General features: G+C 71.8%; 13 protein-coding genes. 7 read left to right on the top strand and 6 right to left on the bottom strand.

Features of this window, described 5'->3' with window-relative positions:
• From LG395_RS40570 to LG395_RS40550, 4 genes are all read right to left on the bottom strand, one after another.
• A partial coding sequence (locus LG395_RS40570) for a non-ribosomal peptide synthetase (protein ID WP_225814558.1) occupies positions 1-4,410 on the bottom strand: 4,410 nt, incomplete at its 3' end.
• 259 nt (positions 4,411-4,669) lie between these two features.
• Complete coding sequence (locus LG395_RS40560) at positions 4,670-6,067, bottom strand: MFS transporter (protein WP_225814556.1); 1,398 nt, start codon at positions 6,065-6,067, stop codon at positions 4,670-4,672.
• Positions 6,068-6,072: 5 nt separating this feature from the next.
• Positions 6,073-6,690 (bottom strand): winged helix-turn-helix domain-containing protein, encoded by a 618-nt coding sequence (locus tag LG395_RS40555; protein ID WP_171150131.1) that lies wholly within the window; start codon positions 6,688-6,690, stop codon positions 6,073-6,075.
• A gap of 173 nt (positions 6,691-6,863) precedes the next feature.
• Positions 6,864-7,409, bottom strand: coding sequence for a GNAT family N-acetyltransferase (locus tag LG395_RS40550; RefSeq protein WP_225814553.1), 546 nt, complete (start codon positions 7,407-7,409; stop codon positions 6,864-6,866).
• 172 nt (positions 7,410-7,581) lie between these two features.
• Between LG395_RS40550 and LG395_RS40545 the strand changes: the two genes are divergently transcribed.
• The 4 genes from LG395_RS40545 (at position 7,582) to LG395_RS40530 (ending at position 11,069) form a co-directional block, all read left to right on the top strand.
• Positions 7,582-7,860, top strand: a complete 279-nt coding sequence (locus LG395_RS40545) for a GlsB/YeaQ/YmgE family stress response membrane protein (RefSeq protein ID WP_171150133.1) — start codon at positions 7,582-7,584, stop codon at positions 7,858-7,860.
• 210 nt (positions 7,861-8,070) lie between these two features.
• A complete protein-coding gene (locus tag LG395_RS40540; RefSeq protein ID WP_225814552.1) occupies positions 8,071-8,607 on the top strand; it encodes a cysteine hydrolase family protein in 537 nt (178 codons plus the stop codon).
• Positions 8,608-9,086: 479 nt separating this feature from the next.
• Positions 9,087-10,439: an MFS transporter gene (locus LG395_RS40535; protein ID WP_225814551.1), complete on the top strand. Its 1,353-nt coding sequence runs from the start codon at positions 9,087-9,089 to the stop codon at positions 10,437-10,439.
• Between the two features lie 48 nt (positions 10,440-10,487).
• On the top strand, positions 10,488-11,069 hold the full coding sequence (locus LG395_RS40530; RefSeq protein ID WP_225814550.1) for a TetR/AcrR family transcriptional regulator: 582 nt from the start codon (positions 10,488-10,490) through the stop codon (positions 11,067-11,069).
• A 267-nt stretch (positions 11,070-11,336) separates the two neighbouring features.
• On the opposite strand, the gene secY is transcribed toward LG395_RS40530, so the two are convergent.
• Positions 11,337-12,644 carry a preprotein translocase subunit SecY gene (gene secY / locus LG395_RS40525; RefSeq protein WP_225814549.1) on the bottom strand — a complete coding sequence of 436 codons (1,308 nt, stop codon included), beginning with the start codon at positions 12,642-12,644 and terminating at the stop codon, positions 11,337-11,339.
• Between the two features lie 338 nt (positions 12,645-12,982).
• On the opposite strand from secY, the gene LG395_RS40520 reads away from it, so the two are divergent.
• The 3 genes from LG395_RS40520 (at position 12,983) to LG395_RS40510 (ending at position 16,244) form a co-directional block, all read left to right on the top strand.
• On the top strand, positions 12,983-13,684 hold the full coding sequence (locus LG395_RS40520; RefSeq protein WP_171150137.1) for a hypothetical protein: 702 nt from the start codon (positions 12,983-12,985) through the stop codon (positions 13,682-13,684).
• A gap of 115 nt (positions 13,685-13,799) precedes the next feature.
• A complete protein-coding gene (locus LG395_RS40515; protein WP_225814548.1) occupies positions 13,800-14,414 on the top strand; it encodes a TetR/AcrR family transcriptional regulator in 615 nt (204 codons plus the stop codon).
• 366 nt (positions 14,415-14,780) lie between these two features.
• Positions 14,781-16,244, top strand: coding sequence for a dihydrolipoyl dehydrogenase family protein (locus LG395_RS40510; RefSeq protein ID WP_225814547.1), 1,464 nt, complete (start codon positions 14,781-14,783; stop codon positions 16,242-16,244).
• A gap of 239 nt (positions 16,245-16,483) precedes the next feature.
• Here LG395_RS40510 and msrA read toward each other — a convergent pair whose 3' ends face one another.
• Entirely contained in the window at positions 16,484-16,999 is a 516-nt protein-coding gene (msrA, locus tag LG395_RS40505; protein WP_225814546.1) for a peptide-methionine (S)-S-oxide reductase MsrA, read from the bottom strand.
• Positions 17,000-17,244: the final 245 nt, after the last annotated feature.

Raw genomic sequence — 17,244 nt, 5'->3', positions numbered from 1 at the left:
CGTGCCCACCGCGATGTCCCGCTGTCCGCTGTAGCGGGCCAGCAGCAGCTGGAAGACCGCCAGCAGTGACATGAACAGGCTCGCGCCGCTCTCGGCGGACACCGCGCGGGCACGGGCGGCGACGTCTGCGGGCACCGAGAACCGGACGACCTCGCCCCGTCCGTCGCGCTCGGCGGGCCGGGCGTGGTCGGTCGGCAGCTCCAGCGGCTCCAGGCCGTCCAGGCGCTCCGTCCAGTAGGCGAGTTGGCGCTCCAGCGGCGCCCCGGACAGCCAGGAGCGCTGCCACACGGCGTAGTCGGCGTACTGCACCCGCAGCGGGACGGGGCCGGACGTGCCGGTCCGGTCCGAAACGGCTTCCGCGTACCGCGCGGACAGCTCGCGCACCAGCACGCCCACCGACCAGCCGTCGAAGGCGATGTGGTGCACGGTGACCGCGAGGACGCACTCGTCGTCGGCCAGCCGCACCAGCAGTGCGCGCAGCATCGGTCCGGTGCCGAGGTCGACCGGCCGCAGTCCGTCCTCGCGCAGTACGTCCGCCAGGGCGGCCTCGCGGGTGGTGGCGTCGTCCACCCCGCGCAGGTCCCGTACCCGCATCCGCACCGGCCGCGCCGGGTCGACCAGTTGTACCGGCGAGCCCGCGGCGTCCGTGCCGAACCGGGTGCGCAGGATCTCGTGGCGCGCCACCACCGCGGTGAACGCGGCGTTCAGGGCGTCGATGTCCAGGGGGCCGCGGATGCGGAAGGCGAAGGGCAGCAGGTATTCGGCCCGGCCCGGCTCCAACTGGTCGAGGAACCACAGTCGTTGCTGCGCGAAGCTGAGCGGGGGCGGACCGCTGTCGCGCGGTACCGACGGGATGCGGTCGACTTCCGTGCCGGCCAGCTCCGTCACGGCCTCGGCCAGCAGCGCCGGGGTCGGAGCGCCGAAGAGCGTGCGGACCGGGACATCGGCTCCGAGCCGCCGGCGCAGCCGCGACACGACCTGGGTGGCGAGCAGGGAGTGCCCGCCCAGTGCGAAGAAGTCGTCGTGCACGCCGATCCGGTCGACGCCCAGTACCTCGGACCACACCTCGGCCACCGTGCGTTCGGCGTCCGTGCGCGGCGCGGTGTACTCGGCGTCCAGTCCGCAGCGGCCGGAGGCGGGGGCGGGCAGCGCCCGGCGGTCCGTCTTGCCGTTCGGGGTGAGTGGGATGCGCTCCAGCGGTACGAAGGCCGCGGGCACCATGTAGTCCGGCAGGTCGCGCCGGAGGTGGGCGCGCAGCGCGCTCACGTCGAGGGACCCCACGGGCACCACGTACGCCACCAGCCTCTGGGCTCCCGGAACGTCCTCGCGCAGCATGACGGTGGCGCCGGCGACCTCGGGGTGGGCGAGCAACGCCGTCTCGACCTCGCCCAGTTCGACGCGGTAGCCGCGCAGCTTGACCTGGTTGTCCGCGCGGCCCACGAACTCCAGTCGTCCGTCGGGCAGCCATCGGGCGTGGTCCCCGGTGCGGTAGACGCGCCGCGGCGTGCCGTCGACGTCCACGACGGTGAACTTCTCGTCGGTCAGCCCGGGCCGGCCGAGGTAGCCGCGGGCCAGTCCGGGGCAGGCGATCCACATCTCCCCCGGCACTCCCACCGGCACCGGCCGGCCGTGCCGGTCGACCACGAAGACCTTGGTGTTGGCGACCGGACGGCCGATCGGCACCCGGTCGACGGGCCCGGTGATCCTGGCGGTCGTCGCCTCCTGCGCGGCCTCCGTGGGCCCGTAGCCGTTGACCAGGGGAACCGCGCAGTGCCGGAACCACTCGCGGACCTGCTCCCGCTGGAGCGCCTCGCCGCCGAGCCGGACCAGCCGCAGCTGCGGGCCCAGCGCGCCGGGGCCGTCCAGGTCGGCGGCCAGCGCCCCGAACGCCGAGGGGGTGAGCCACGCCACCGTGACCCGGTGCTGGCGCAGCGCCTCCGCCAGCCGGCCCGGGTCCCAGGTGTCGTCGCGCAGCACCAGGCAGGCTCCCGAGAGAAGCGGGGCGAACATCTGGCCCACCGACGAGTCGAACGCGATCGACGCGAACTGCAGGACCCGGTCCTCGGAGGTGAGCCCCAGTTCCCGGCTCGTCTCCCGCATCCGTGCGCGCAGCGCGCCGTGGGTGATCTGCACGCCCTTGGGACGACCCGTGGAACCGCTGGTGTAGATCACGTAGGCCACGTCGTCCGGACCGGCCTGCGCCACCGGACCGGCGGCGGTGTACGGCCCCTGTGGCCAGGGCCCGTCCAGCAGCAGCGCCCGCGTGTGGGCGGGCAGGCGGCCGGTGTGCGCGGCCTGGGTGACGATCAGCGGGGCGCCGCTGTCCTCGACCATGTAGGCGAGCCGGTCCGTGGGGTACGCGGGGTCCAGCGGCACGTACGCAGCCCCCGCCTTGTGGATGCCGAGCAGGGCGCACACCATGTCGGTCCCGCGGTTCAGGCAGACCGCGACCAGGGTGCCCGGCCCGGCACCGTGCTCCCGCAGCCGGTCGGCGATCCACTGGGCCCGCTCGTCGAGCTGCCGGTAGGTCAGCCGGTCGCTCCCGCAGGTCACGGCCGGCGCGTCGGGGTGGCGGGCGGCCCGTTCCCCGATCAGCGCGGTGACGGTCAGTGTGTCCGGGGCGTCGGTGTCGGCGCCGTTCCACTCGCCGAGGATCGTCCGGCGCTCCGCGGCGGTGAGCATCTCCAGTTCGGACAGCCGGGCGTCCGGGGTGGCGCAGGCGGCGGCCAGCAGCGTCTCGAAGTGCCCGGCGAGCCGCACCATCGTGGCCTCGTCGAAGAGGTCGGTGGAGTACACGACGGTGCCGTCCAGGGCGCCGTCGGCGGCCTCGGTGGCGTAGAAGGTGAAGTCGAACTTGGAGTCCTGCGCGGACACGTCGAGCTGCCGCACGGTCAGGCCCGGCAGCTCCCACGACCGGCTGTCGGGGGTGTTCTGGAGGACGAACATCGTCTGGAACAGCGGGTTGCGCGACAGGTCCCGCTGCGGCGCCAGCTCCTCCACCAGGCGTTCGAAGGGCAGGTCCTGGTGGTCGTAGGCGCCGAGCGCGGTGTCCTTGACCCGGTCGAGCAGCTCGGTGAACGTCGGGTCGCCGGACAGGTCGGTGCGCATGACCAGCGTGTTCACGAAGAAGCCGATCATGTTCTCGATCTCGGCCCGGTTGCGGCCCGCGATCGGCGTGCCGACCGCGATGTCCTCCTGGCCGCTGTAGCGCGACAGCACCAGCTGGAAGACCGCCAGCAGGGTCATGAACAGGCTCGCGCCGGTCTCCTTGGACAGCCTCCGGGCGCCGTCGGCGGTCTCCGCGGGCACGCGGAAGGTGAGCATGGCGCCCTTGCCGCTGTGCCGCGCCGGACGCCGGCGGTCGGTGGGCAGCTCCAGCGGTTCGGTGCCGGCCAGCCGGCCGCGCCAGTAGTCCAGTTGCTGCGCGAGCACGTCGCCGGTGAACCACTGGCGCTGCCAGACCGCGAAGTCGGCGTACTGCAGGGGAGGTTCGGCCAGGTCGGCGGTCCTGCCCGCGGTCCGTGCGCCGTACAGTTCGGTCAGCTCCCGTGACAGCACCCCCGCCGACCAGCCGTCGAAAGCGATGTGATGCACCGTCAGGGCGAGGAGGTGTTCGTCGTCGGCCAGCCGGATCAGCAGCGCGCGCACCACCGGTCCGGTGCCGAGGTCCATCGGGCGGAAGCCCTCGGTGTCCACGAGCGCGGTGGCGGCGTCCTCGCGCGCCTGCTGCCCGGCGACGGACCGCAGGTCGTGGACGGCGAGGGGCAGCGGCCTGGGCGGGTCGACGACCTGACCGGGGTTGCCGTCCGCGTCGCTGACGAAGCGGGTGCGCAGCACCTCGTGCCGGGCCACCAGCTCCGACAGCGACGCTCGCAGCGCCGGCACGTCCAGCCGGCCACGGATGCGCAGTCCCATGGGGATCAGGTACTCGGCCCGGCCGGGCTCCAACTGGTCCAGGAACCACAGCCGGCGCTGCGCGAACGACAGCGGCAGCGGACGCCCGTCCCGGGGTGTGCGGGGTATGGCCGGAGCGTCGTCGGCGGCCCCGCCCGCCACCAGGGCGCCCATGGCGTCCGCCACCTCCCCGGCGTCGAAGTCGGAGGACTCGAACAGCCGGCGGGCCCTCAGCAGAGCCTCCTCCGCGAGGAAGGACGCCACCGCCCGCACCGTCAACGGCTCGGGCAGCGGTTCCGCGCCGAATTCCGAACCGAATTCCTCCGCGATCCGGCGGGCCATTTCCGTCGCCTGCGAACGGGTACCGCCCAGCCGGAAGAATTCGTCGTCCGCCGCCGCCACCTCAGCGCCGATCACCGCGTTCCACACTGCGGCGACACGGGCTTCGGCCGGGGAGAATCCGCCCTGCTCGGCCACCTGTCCGGAGGCCGCGGCCACCATCGGATTCGTCGTCATGTGTCCACCAGTTCCTCATCGTCGACCGTTCGCGAAAGCCCTCGGAAACTCAGCCGAATCCGATGCTCGCAGAGCGATCTTGGTGAGATAACTGGTTACTTCTGCCCGCCGGACGTGGACACTTCTGCCCCTCGGCAACGGGCGCGGAGGGGTGCGCCGGCCCGGGCGGAGTCGCGCGCGCCGGCGGGGCGGGCGCCGGGAGCGGCCGGCCGGCCGGGGCGGTTCACCACCCCGGCCGGCGCCGGTTCCGTACCGCGGCTCAGGCCACTGCCCCGGCCGCCTCCGCTCCGGGGACGGGAGCCGTACCGGCGGTGCTCCCGCTCTCGTGCGTGGTGCCGACGGGGCTCGCGTCGGACACCGTCCGCTTGCGCATGCCCGCCCACTCCCGGTTCAGGGCCGGCACGCCGATGGCGACGAGGTAGAGCCCGCCCACGATCCACAGCGCACCCGAGGTGCCCGCCACCGTCACCAGCCCCGCGCCCAGCAGCCCGCCGAACGGGATCCCCGCCCACGTGACGGCCTGGGCCAGCGTCTTGACCCGTCCCAGCAGCGGCGTGGGGATCAGCTCGTACGTCACGGCCCCGACGATCGGATTGACGAAGCCCGACCCGAGGCCGCCCACCGCCAGCACCGCCAGTACCAGCCACAGTGGCGCGCCCGTGGCCATGGCCACGAAGCGCGGGACGCCGCCCAGCGTGAAGCCGATCAGGTAGACGGCACGCCGGGGAAGCCGCTCGCCCACGCCCGCGGCCACCAGCGCGGCGACGATCGACGTGGCGGCGAAGACGCTGACCACCAGCCCCACGGCCTCCGCGCCGTTGCCCGTCTCCTTCGCCCAGACCGGCAGCAGCACGGACATGAACGCCTGGTCGAGCAGGTTGGTGACGGCGAGCATGCCCACGATGGACCGCAGCAGTTTGGCGTCGCGCAGGAACACGGCGCCCTGGCGCAGGCGCGACAGGTAGCCCTCGGTCTCCTCCACCGGCGTCTCGTGCGGCTCGGGCGCCGGGTCGCTGAGGGTGGTGGAGACGACCAGCGCCGACACGCCGAACAGGCATGCGGTGATCCACAGGGCGTACAGACTGCCGAAGGAGGCCACCACCACGCCGGCGATGGCCGGCCCGATGGTCGTCGCGGTCCGCTCGACCGCCGCCGACAGGCCGGTCCCCCGTTCCAGCGGCACCCGGGCCGCGCGGGTCGCCGCCGGCACGAAGAGCCCCTTGGCCCCGTTGGCCGGACCGTCCGCCGCGCCGACCACGGCCAGCAGCCCCAGCAGCAGGCCGAAGGACAGGTGTCCCGTGAGGTAGAGCAGCGGAGCGGTGGCCGTCGCGACGGTGGAGGCCAGGTCACCGGCGACGCTGATGCGCTTGGGGCCGGCGCGGTCGATGATCGGCCCGGCCAGCGCCTGGGCTATCACGTACGGCACGATCTGGCAGAAGGCGACCAGACCGGTCTTGCCGACGCTGCCGGTCGTCGTCAGGACGAACCAGGGCAGGGCGATGGAGAGCACCCGGTTGGCCGACAGGGCCGCCGCGTTGGCCGAGAGCATGCCGACCAGTCCGCGAAGGACCCGGGGCCCGTCGGCCGGGGCGTCCGGGGAGGACGTGCGTGTGCCGCTGTCGGCCCCCTGCTGGGCGGCCGTGTGCCGAGAGGTCATCTTTCTCACTCCGAGTCCGGGGGGTGGGAGACGTGCCGGTCCGCACTGGTGGGGAACAACTGGAACTGGAAGGCGACCCGCGCCGCACCCTCGGGCAGCGGCGAACCCGCCGCCTCAGGCGCGGAGTTGCGCCGACGCAGCAGCCGGTGGATGTCCGCCGACAGCTCTTTGGCCTCGGCGGGGGTGAGCGTGAGCACGTAGTCGCCGAAGTCCTGGGCTTCGCGCCACTCCGGCGACAGCGAGGCGGTCGCTTCGACGGCGGCCGTCATCGCGTCGGACCAGACCCGGCTGAGGGCTTGCAAGTAGGCGATGCCGAGACCCTCCCCGCCCGCCAGCACCGAGTCGTCCGGCACGACCGTGTTGACGTGCGCCGCCTGCCACCAGCGTTCACGACGGCCGCCGCCCCGTGACGGCGCCTCGACGATGAACCCGTACTCGGCGAGCTGGCGCAGGTGATAACTGGTCGCGCCGGTGTTCTGGTCCAGCCTCCGGGCGAGCGTGGTGGCCGTGGCCGGGCCCTCCGTCCGCAGAACCGTCAGGATCCGCACGCGTAGCGGATGCGCGACGCCGCGCAGGTTGCGGGCGTTCAGTTCGACCTGGGAGGGCTGTTCGAGGTGTTCCATGGACCAAGGCTAGCTATACAAAGACTCCTTTGCATAGGGTTGTGTGCACAGACTTCTTTGCAGTGCAGGGATGGCTGAGATCCGCCTGTGCGTGGCTTGTTGGCGTCGGCGTCGGCCCGAACCCCTCGCCCGTAGGAGGGCTGCTTCGCGGCACACGCCTCACGCGAAGCTCGTCAGTCGCCACACCCGGGGCGGTCGACGCGGTAGAGGTAGTGGGTCCGGTCGTCGACCGGGTTGTCCGGCTCCAGGTCGCCGACTGCGACCCGGCGGAACCCCGCGCGTTCGAGCGCCCGCCACGAGGCACGGTTGGCGGCCACCACCGGGACGAGAACACACGGGGCGGCGGGGTGCTCCTCCCAGGTGCGCGCGATGACGGCGCGGATCATCGCCGTCCCGACGCCCCGGCCGGTCCGAAGGGGGTCGCCGACCAGGTAGTCGACGGTCATCGCGCCGTCGGGTACGGGCACGAGGGCCGCCAGCTCGGCCAGGTACTCCGGGTAGTCGAGCAGGCGTGAACGCTGTACGAGACCGACCGGACGGCCTTCGAGGAGTGCGAGCAGGTCCTCCGAGGGCTCCTGTCCCCGGGCAGCGGGGCCGAAGTCGCGCGCCACCTCTTCCGCCGTGGTCCCGTGGTTCCACCAACGCTTCACATGGGGCTGCTCCAGCCACATCCCCAGCAGCGGGAAGTCCTGCTCCCGGACCCGACGCCACGTGATCACCAAAGGGCCGCTCCCCCAACGCTCCGCCACGGCCGGCACCCTCCTTCGCGGCCCGTAACGCCCGGTCTTTTCACTCCAGGAGCCGTAAACCGAAAATCCCACGTTTGTATGAGCGCGGACGGTACAGACGAGGAGCTGACACAGTCTTTATACAGCGAGACGGAGACACATCATGGGCATCCTCGCGTGGATCATCATCGGCCTGCTCGCCGGCGCCATCGCCAAGGCCATCATGCCGGGCAAGGACCCCGGCGGCATCATCGTCACCATGCTCATCGGCATCGCCGGTGGTCTGCTCGGCGGCTGGCTCGGCAAGGTCATCTTCGGTGTGGACTCCGTCGACGGGTTCTTCGAACTCTCCACCTGGATCGCCGCGATCGTCGGCTCCCTCATCCTGCTCGCCCTGTACCGCGTCATCGCCGGCAACCGCCACTCGCACCGGCACGCCTGATCCGCTGACGCCGCACGCGGTCGAGTTTCTCCCGATGGCTCCCCCGATTCACAGGGGGAGCCATCGGCGTGTACGAGCCGACCAGGCGGCACGAGGTCCTCCCGGGAAGGACGGGCATGCGGACGGCTCGCCGCCCTGGAGATTGTGGAACAGCGTCCCTTGACCTGCGTGCGGAAGTTGGCTCGCCCCCATCGGTGGAACCCTGGTCGTATGAGCAAGACTGCGCTGATCGTCATCGACATGATCAACACCTACGACCACAAGGACGCCGACCGGCTGATCCGCTCGGCAGAACCGGTCGTCCCGGTCCTGACCGATCTCCTGGGGCGCGCACGCGGTCGCGGGGTACCGGTCATCTACGTCAATGACAACTTCGGCGAGTGGCGTTCACATCACGGCGAGTTGCTCGAGCGGGCTCTGGCCACTCCTCACGCCCATCTCGTCCAGCCCGTGAAGCCCGACGCGGACTCGCTCTTCGTTCTCAAGGCCCGCCACTCCATCTTCTTCGAGACACCGCTGCACTACCTGTTGCAGCAGCAGGGCATCGACCGGCTGGTGCTCACCGGACAGGTGACCGAACAGTGCGTGCTGTACTCGGCCCTGGACGCGCACATCCGGCACTTCGACGTCATCGTTCCGCAGGACGCCGTCGCGCACATCCACGAGGACCTCGCGCAGGCCGCACTGCGGATGATGGAGCGCAACATGGGTGCGCGGGTGTGCGAAAGCCGGGAGCTCTGGGTGTGAAGCCGTGGTGCCAGGAGTGAACGCCTGGTCCTCGCCGCCGTGCACGTCGCCGCCTGCATGCCCCGCTGCCCGGCGCTGAGCGCCTGCCAGGTCACCGACCGCAGGCCTTCCACCGCTCGCGCACACGCGCGTTCCCCGGGCGGGCAGGGGGCGGCCGAGGGGACCACGACGAGATCGTCGTCGGACCCGTGCCCCCCACGCGGAGCCAGGGCCCCGGACCCGGTTCCCACCACGCCCACATGAACCATGGCCGGCCGTCGCGAGACCGGCCCTGCCGGGACGCCCTCGCGGAGGGCCGCTGCTGTCCGGCGTCCTCTAGATCGGCAAGCACCACAGCCCCCGTATCGCGTCTGTCGCTGCCCTCCCCCACGGGTGTTCCCCACTTCGCTGCGACATGTCTCACGGTCCAGGACTCGCGCCCATCAGACAGATCTGTCTAGTATGGCGAAGGTTCGTTCACGAGACCGAGAGTGAGAGTCATGAGAAGCACGACGCAGCGACCCGCCTCCGAGGGCATCCCGGTCAGGCGATCCCCCGCTCACGGCGCCCCGCGGCGCAGGGGCCTCGGGCCCATCGCCTCCCTCGGGCTCCTGGCCTCGATCCTCGTATCGCTCCTGGCATCGTCCAGTGCGCCGACCCCCCTCTACGCGATCTACCAGGCACGCTGGGGCTTCTCGCCCATCACCGTCACCGTCGTCTTCGGCGTCTACGCGGTGGCCGTGCTGGTCGCGCTCCTGGTCTTCGGCAAGATCTCCGACCACGTGGGCCGACGGCCGGTGCTGTTCGTGGCCCTGATCGGTCAGACGGCGGCCATGGCGACGTTCATCACCGCCGGCGGCGTGGACGCGTTGCTGGCCGCCCGAGTCGTCCAGGGACTGAGCACCGGCGCGGCGGTCGGTGCGCTCGGCGCCGGGATGCTCGACCTCGACGCGCGCAGGGGCGGATTCCTCAACTCCTTCGCGCCCACGATCGGGACCGCGAGCGGCGCCCTGGTCTCCGGGCTGATCGTGCAGTACCTGCCGGCCCCGACGCACCTCGTCTACTACGTGCTCCTCGGTGTGTTCGTCCTGCAGGCGCTGGCCGTGACCGGCCTGAACGAGACCGTCGGCCGCAAGCCGGGCGCGCTGGCCAGCATGGCCCCCGAGTTCAAGCTGCCCCGGTCCGCCCGCGCGTCGGTGGCGATCGCCGCGCCGGTGATGTTCGCCGTGTGGGCGCTGACCGGTCTGTACGGCGCGCTCGGACCGGCTCTCATCCGCACCCTGGTGCACTCCACGTCCGTGGTGTGGGGCGGGCTGCCCCTGTTCGTGCTCGCCGGCTCCGCCGGTCTGGCCGTCGTCCTGCTGCGCAAGGCGGCGACGCGGAGCGTCATGCTGATCGGCATCGGTTCGCTGGTCGTGGGCGTGGTGATCACCCTGGTGTCCATCGGCTCCGGAACCGGCGGCACCCCGTCCGTGATCGGGTTCTTCGTCGGCGGCGCGATATCCGGTTTCGGCTTCGGCAGCGGGTTCCAGGGGGGCATCAGGCTGGTCGTGCCGCAGGTGGAGCCGCACGAACGAGCCGGAGTCCTGTCCCTACTGTATGTCGTGTGCTACATGGGGCTCGGTGTGCCGGCGGTGATCGGCGGGGTCCTGGTCGTGCACGGCGGCGGCCTGGTGCGGACGTCCTGGGAGTACGGCATCGCCGTCATCGTGCTGGCCCTCGCGGCGCTGGCCGGTTTGGTGCTCAGCGGCCGCCGGGTGGAGCACGTGGCGGTCGTACGCCCGGAGACCGGTCCCGCCACCGTCTCCGTCCCGGAGGCGGCACCCCTGGCACGGACCAGCTCCCAGGGGTGAGACGGGTCCGCGCTAGAATAGACCGGTCTGTCTGAGAGGGTGATGGTCATGGCGGCAAGGACCGCGATGAAGGTGTCCGCACGCGAGCGGCTGCTCGAGGCGGCCGACGAGCTCTTCTACCAACAGGGCGTGCAGACGGTCGGCATCGACCGCGTCATCGAGCACGCCGGTGTGGCGAAGGCGTCCCTCTACAACACCTTCGGCAGCAAGGAAGGGCTCGTCTGCGCCTACCTGGAGCAGCGTTTCGAGCGCTCGCGGAGCCGGATCACCCGGACCCTGACGCGCTTCCGCACCCCACGGGAGCAGATCCTCGGTGTCTTCGACGCGCTGGGCGAGGCCTTCACCGACCCGGGGTACAACGGGTGCGCGTTCGTCCGGGCCAGCGCCGAGACGGCGCAGGACAGCACCATCCGCCGCACCGCCGAGCACTACCGGTCCTGGGTGCGCGAGCTGTTCACCGAACTGGCCACGACGTGCGGGTACGCCGAGCCCGAGGAGCTGGCCCGACAGCTCCTCCTGCTCTACGACGGTGCGGGGCAGGCCGCGCGGATGGATCGTGATCCCTCCGCCGCCACGACCGCGCGCGGTGCGGCGGCGGCCCTGCTCGACGCGGCGCCGCTCGCCGGCTGAGGACGGCCACACCCGCCGTTCTCCGGCGCCCGCACGGGGTCCCGGGCGGCGGTGACCCTGCGGGCGGAGGCGGGCCATGGCCGGCGCCGCCCTCCCCCGCCTCGCCCCTCGGACCGACGACGAGGGCCGAACTCACCGGTGCCTCAGGTTCTCCAGGCGCGCGGAGGGGCCCGCGCACCTCGCCCGCGCCCTGTGCTGCGTCCGCGCCCTGTGCTGCGTCCCCGTCAGCGTCGGCCCGCGCACCCGGCAGGGCCCGTCAGGGTGTCGTCAGCGGAGGAAGCCCTCGTAACTGTGCTGTTCGATCTGGCTGTTGATCTGCTTGACCGTCTCCAGGCCGACGCTCACGATGATCAGGATGCTGGTGCCGGTCAGCTGGTTGGCGCCGCCCAGACTGGCGAACGCCACGGTGGGCACCAGGGCGATCAGTCCCAGGTACAGCGAGCCCGGCCAGGTCAGCCTGTTGAGGACGTAGCCGAGGTACTCGGCCGTGGGCCGGCCGGCCCGGATGCCGGGGACGAATCCCCCGGCCTGTCTGATGTTCCCCGCCACTTCCTCCGCGTTGAACGTGATCGCCACGTAGAAGAAGGCGAAGAACACGATCAGCAGGAAATAGGCGACGACGTAGAAGGGATGGTCGCCCCGGACGAAGTTCCGCATGATCCACGCCGCCCAGCCCGCGTCCGAGTGCGAGAACTGTGCGATCAGCGCCGGGATGTAGAGCAGCGACGAGGCGAAGATGACGGGGACCACACCCGCCTGGTTCACCTTCAGCGGGATGTACGTCGCCGTCCCCCCGTACGACCTGCGTCCCACCATCCGCTTCGCGTACTGCACGGGGATCCGCCGCTGGCCCTGCTCCACGAAGACGACCAGGGCGACCATCACCAGGCCGACGAGGACCACGGTGCCGAAACCGAGCCATCCATCGGCGATCTCACCCTGCTCCTTCACGGCCCACAGCGCCCTCGGGAGCGTGGAGGCGATGGAGATGAAGATGAGCAGCGACATGCCGTTGCCGATCCCCCGCTCGGTGATCAGCTCCGCGAGCCACATCACGCAGGCCGTCCCCGCCGTGACCGAGAGCACCATCACGGCCGCCGTGAGGACGGAGGTGTCCGGGACGATCCCCGCCGCCGTCCGGCAGGCGGGGAACAGGGCGCCGCTGCGGGCGGTGGCGACGAGGCCCGTGCCCTGGACGAGGGCGAGCACCACCGTCAGATAACGGGTGTACTGAGTGATCTTCCCCTGCCCGGCCGCCCCTTCCTTCTTCAGGGTCTCCAGTCTCGGCACGACCACGGTCAGCAACTGCAGGATGATGCTCGCCGTGATGTAGGGCAGGATGCCCAGGGCGAACAGCGTGATCTGGAGCAGTGCCCCACCGCTGAACACGTTCGCCAGTCCCAGCAGGCCGCCGCTGCCCGACGCCTCGTCCACACACCTCTGCACGTTCGCGTAGTCGACCCCCGGAAGCGGGACGTGTGATCCCAGGCGGTACAGCACGATGACACCGAGCGTGAAGACCGTCTTCTTGCGCAGATCGGGAGTCTTGAACACCTGGGTGAAGGCGCTGGGCAAGGTTCCTCCTTCGTCCTGCGTCAGTCGCGGAGACGAAGGACGGGGGCGAGCGCACAGGGAGTCCGCGCCCTCCACCATGGTCGAACGGGCGAGCCGGCCCGGCAACCGGAGAGCGGCCGGGCCCCGGTCCCGGAAGACACGTATCGACGCTCATGGCAAACCCCGTGGAGGCACCGGCCGACGCGTGGAACAATCGGCGCCCCTACCCCGCCCGTCGGTGAGCGGCGGCGGCCCGTGGGTGGGGCGAGGTGCCGAGCCGGATGGTCACCGATGTACGGTCGGACCGGCGCGGGGGTGTGGCGGGGGCCGAAGGAACCGAGAGGGCGGGGGCGGGCGGGATGACGAGGGTGCGGTACCCGGACCGGTCCGTCCCGACGTCACGCCGGTCCCTGCGTCGGCAGCGGGTGGCCGAACTGCGGGCGCAAGGCCGGTACGGTCCCGAGCTGCGCGAGGTCCTCCCCTCCTTCCTCGGCCTCGGCCTGGTGCTGCTGGCGCTCGTCCTGCTGGCCGGCCACCTCAGCCATGCGTTCGGGCTCACCGGCCTGCTGACGTGCGCCCTCCTGTCCGTGACGGTCGCCCCGGCGGGCCTGCGCCTGCGCCGGAGGGTCCTGCGCCGGCGGCGCGGCCGTTACACCGCCCAGGAACTGGCACGGCTGGACGACCGGGGGCTGGTCGAGGCCACCACGCGCATGCTGGAACGCGACGGCTGGCGTGTGGCCGATCTGAGCCTGCGCAAGGGAGACATGCACCTGTACGCCCGGGACCGTCACGGTCGCGCGCTCGACGTCAGGTTCCGTCCCGCCGCGACGGCCGAGGAGGACGCCCGCTGGCCGGAGACCGTGCGGGCGACGGTCCGGCCCGGTGCGGAGCGGCCCGGCCGGCTCATCGTCCACCGCGGTGCCTTCAGCCAGGCCGAGACGCGCTGGGCCTCCCGGCAGACCGACGTCCATCTCGTGGACGGCCGCCGGTTGCGCCGCTGGGCGGCCGGCACACCGCTCGACAGCCTGGGACGCGGCCGCGGACGAGCACGGGAGCTGTGAGTCCGAGACGGACCGGCAGCGGGCCGGGCCACCCGCCCCACCGGGGACGGGCGGCACGCCCGTGCGCGGCGGGGTCGCCCTCCCCTTTGTAGTCGATCGGTCGTATAATGGCGTCATGGGACGGACAAGTGACGCCAGGAAAAAGATCCTCGACGCTGCGCAGTCACTCATCGAGCTGCGTGGCTACTCGGCGCTGGGCGTCGCCGAGATCTGCAAGGCCGCCGGGGTGCCGAAGGGCAGCTTCTACTACTTCTTCGAGTCCAAGGAGGCCCTGGCCCTGGCCGTCCTCGACGAACACTGGCAGACCCAGCGCGGGGACTGGACCCGGGTTCTGCAGGCCGACGGCGAACCGCTGTCGCGGCTGCGCATGCTGTTCGAGGAGACCGAGGCCGGCCTGCGCGCCGGTCAGCAGAGTTGCGGGACCGTCTCCGGGTGCATGTTGGGCAATCTCACCCTGGAGCTGAGCAACCAGACGGAGGCCATCCGCGAGCGTCTGCAGCGCATCTTCGACGCCCAGGTGGAGATGGTCGAGAAGGTCGTCAGCGAGGCACAGGAGCGCGGGGAGGTCACCGTCGCCGACGCGGGAGAGGCCGCCCGCTCGATCGTGGCCCAGCTCGAGGGCCAGGTGATGTTCGCCAAGCTCTACAACACCACCTCGACGCTCGACGGGCTCTGGGGCAACTGCCTGGCGCTGCTGAACGCCCGTCCGGCCGTCCCGGCCGCGTCCTAGACGGCGCGACGGGACCGCGGGTCCCGGTACGACGGCGGCCCCCGGTCACGGTGACCGGGGGCCGCCGTCGTGCTGTCGGACACGCTCGCGCAGGACCGGGAGACGGCCGTACCGGCCGCCGCGCGCACGGCACCGCGCCGTCACGGCGAGACGGTGCGCTCGCACAGACCGGGGCATAGGGTGTGAGTCATCCGTTCTTCCGTGTCCCGTCCGACAGCCCGGCGAGGAGACATCGCATGGCCGGGATGGCCACCTCCTCCGCGCGAAGGCGCATACCAGTGCGCATACCAGTGGAACGCCCACCTCGCTCCGAACGAGAGTGAGCGGTTCCGGCCGACGAGGCACGACCAAGCCTCAGGAGCAGTGATGAACGATGTCTCCCGCGCTTACGACGTCATCGTCATCGGAGCCGGCCCGGCCGGTGAGAACGTGGCCGACCGCACCCGGGCGGCCGGGCTCGGCACAGTCATCATCGAGCACGAACTCCTCGGCGGTGAGTGCTCCTTCTGGGCCTGCGAACCCAGCAAGGCGCTGCTGCGGCCGGTGATGGCGCGGGCCGACGCCCGCCGGGTCCCCGGGTTCCGCCAGGCGGCGGACGGACCCCTGGACGTTCCCGCGGTGCTCGCACACCGTGACACGATGGCCGAGCACTGGAAGGACGACGACCAGGTCGACTGGCTGGAATCGGTCAGCGTGGACCTGATCCGCGGTCACGGCCGGCTCACCGGCGAGAAGCAGGTGGCGGTGGAGACGCCCGACGGCGACACGGTCCGCCTCACCGCCCGGCACGCCGTCGTCGTCGCCACGGGCACCGGTGCGGCCCTCCCCGACCTGCCCGGACTCGACTCGGTACGTCCGTGGACCAGCCGTGAGGCGACCAGTTCCTCCGAGGTGCCCGGGCGGCTCGTGGTGGTGGGCGGAGGTGTCGTTGCCGTGGAGATGGCCACCGCCTGGCAGGCCCTCGGCTCCCAGGTGACCATGCTGGTCCGCAGCGAGGCCGGGCTGCTTCCCCGGATGGAACCGTTCGCCGGTGAACTGGTCGCGGAGGGCCTGCGCGAGGCAGGTGTCGACGTCCGCCTCGGGACCTCGGTGATCTCCGTGACGCGGCGGGAGCCCGCGGCCGGCGAGGTCAGGGTCGAGCTCAAGGACGGGACCGAGACGACCGCGGACGAGATCCTGTTCGCCATCGGTCGGACCCCGCAGACCGGGAAGCTGGGACTGGAGACCATAGGGCTGACGCCCGGGGACTGGCTGCGGGTGGACGACACCTGCCGGGTGACCGCCGTCCCCGACGGCTGGCTCTACGCCGTGGGTGATGTCAACCACCGGGCCCTGATGACTCACCAGGGCAAGTACCAGGCCCGGATCGCGGGCGCCGTCATCGGCGCACGCGCGCGGGGCGAGACCCCGGACACGTCCAAGTGGGGCGCTCACACGACCACCGCCGACCTCGTGGCCGTACCCCAGGTCGTCTTCACGGACCCCGAGGTCGCGTCGGTGGGCCTCACCACGCGCGAGGCCGCACGCGTCGGACGGCGGGTCGAGGTCGTGGACTACGACATCGGACTGGTCGCGGGTGCGCGTCAGTACGCCGAGGGCTACCGGGGCACGGCCCGCATGCTGCTCGACGAGGAGACCGGCGTCGTCCTCGGAGTCACCTTCGTCGGCCCCGGCGTCGGGGAACTGCTGTACTCGGCGACCGTCGCGGTGACGGCCGAGGTGACCGTCGACAGGCTCTGGCACGCCGTGCCGGCCTTCCCCACGATCAGCGAGGTCTGGCTCAGGCTGCTGGAAACCCACCGCAACCGCGGCACCGCGGAACCCCACTGAACGCCTTCCCGCCGGCCGCGCCGTGCTCCGCCCGCCCGACGCGGCGCGGGCGGTGGACGCGCGGCACATGACCCGACCGGGGCGTCGCCGGCCGGAGCCGGCCCGGCAGGCCCAGGCGGCGCGCAGCGAGGCGAGCGCCTCGGCCCACGCGCCGGACGCGAGAACGGCCGCGGGACGAGCCACAAAGGCTCGTCCCGCGGCCGTACCGCACGGAGGGCGGCCTGGCCGCCCCGTGGGGTTCAGACCTCCGCGCGCTTCGGCAGCCGCCAGTTCGGGCGCGGGAAGTGGCAGGTGTAGCCGTCCGGGTAGCGCTGGAGGTAGTCCTGGTGCTCCGGCTCGGCCTCCCAGAACGGACCGGCCGGTACGACCTCGGTGACCACCGGCCCCGGCCACAGCCCCGACGCCTCGACATCGGCGATGGTGTCGAGCGCGACGCGCCGCTGCTCCTCGTCGAGGTAGAAGATGGCGGAACGGTAGCTGGCCCCGATGTCGTTGCCCTGCCGGTTCTTGGTGGTCGGGTCGTGGATCTGGAAGAAGTACTCCAGGATCGTGCGGTAGTCGGTGACGGTCGGGTCGAAGGTGATCTCGATCGACTCGGCGTGGTTCCCGTGGTTGCGGTAGGTGGGGTTGGCCAGGCCGTCGTCGCCGCTGTAACCGACCCGGGTACGGGCCACACCGGGGAGTTTGCGGATCAGTTCCTGCATGCCCCAGAAGCAGCCGCCGGCCAGCAGCGCCCTTTCCTCGATGTCGGTCATCAGTTCTCACCCTTCCCCTCCCCCAGCGACCGGAGGAGTTACCTCGATACTATGACGCACAAATCGTCACCTGTCAAACTGGTGACGCTAGAACGGGGCCGCCTGCCGCGGCCCCGGGGCACCCGTGCGGCTCGGTGGCCGGCTCGAGGGTGACGCGTCGCGGATTGCGCCTTCCGCGTCGCGGATGCGCCTGCCGATCACGCGAGCCTACCGGGTGACGCGGAAGGGGCACCGAGACGCGGGGA

Source organism: Streptomyces spinosus, from assembly GCF_020400655.1.
GTDB classification, from domain to species: Bacteria; Actinomycetota; Actinomycetes; order Streptomycetales; family Streptomycetaceae; genus Streptomyces; species Streptomyces argyrophylli.
The sequence above is the reverse complement of the archived record's forward strand: the minus strand, read 5'-3'. Positions and strand labels throughout refer to the sequence as shown.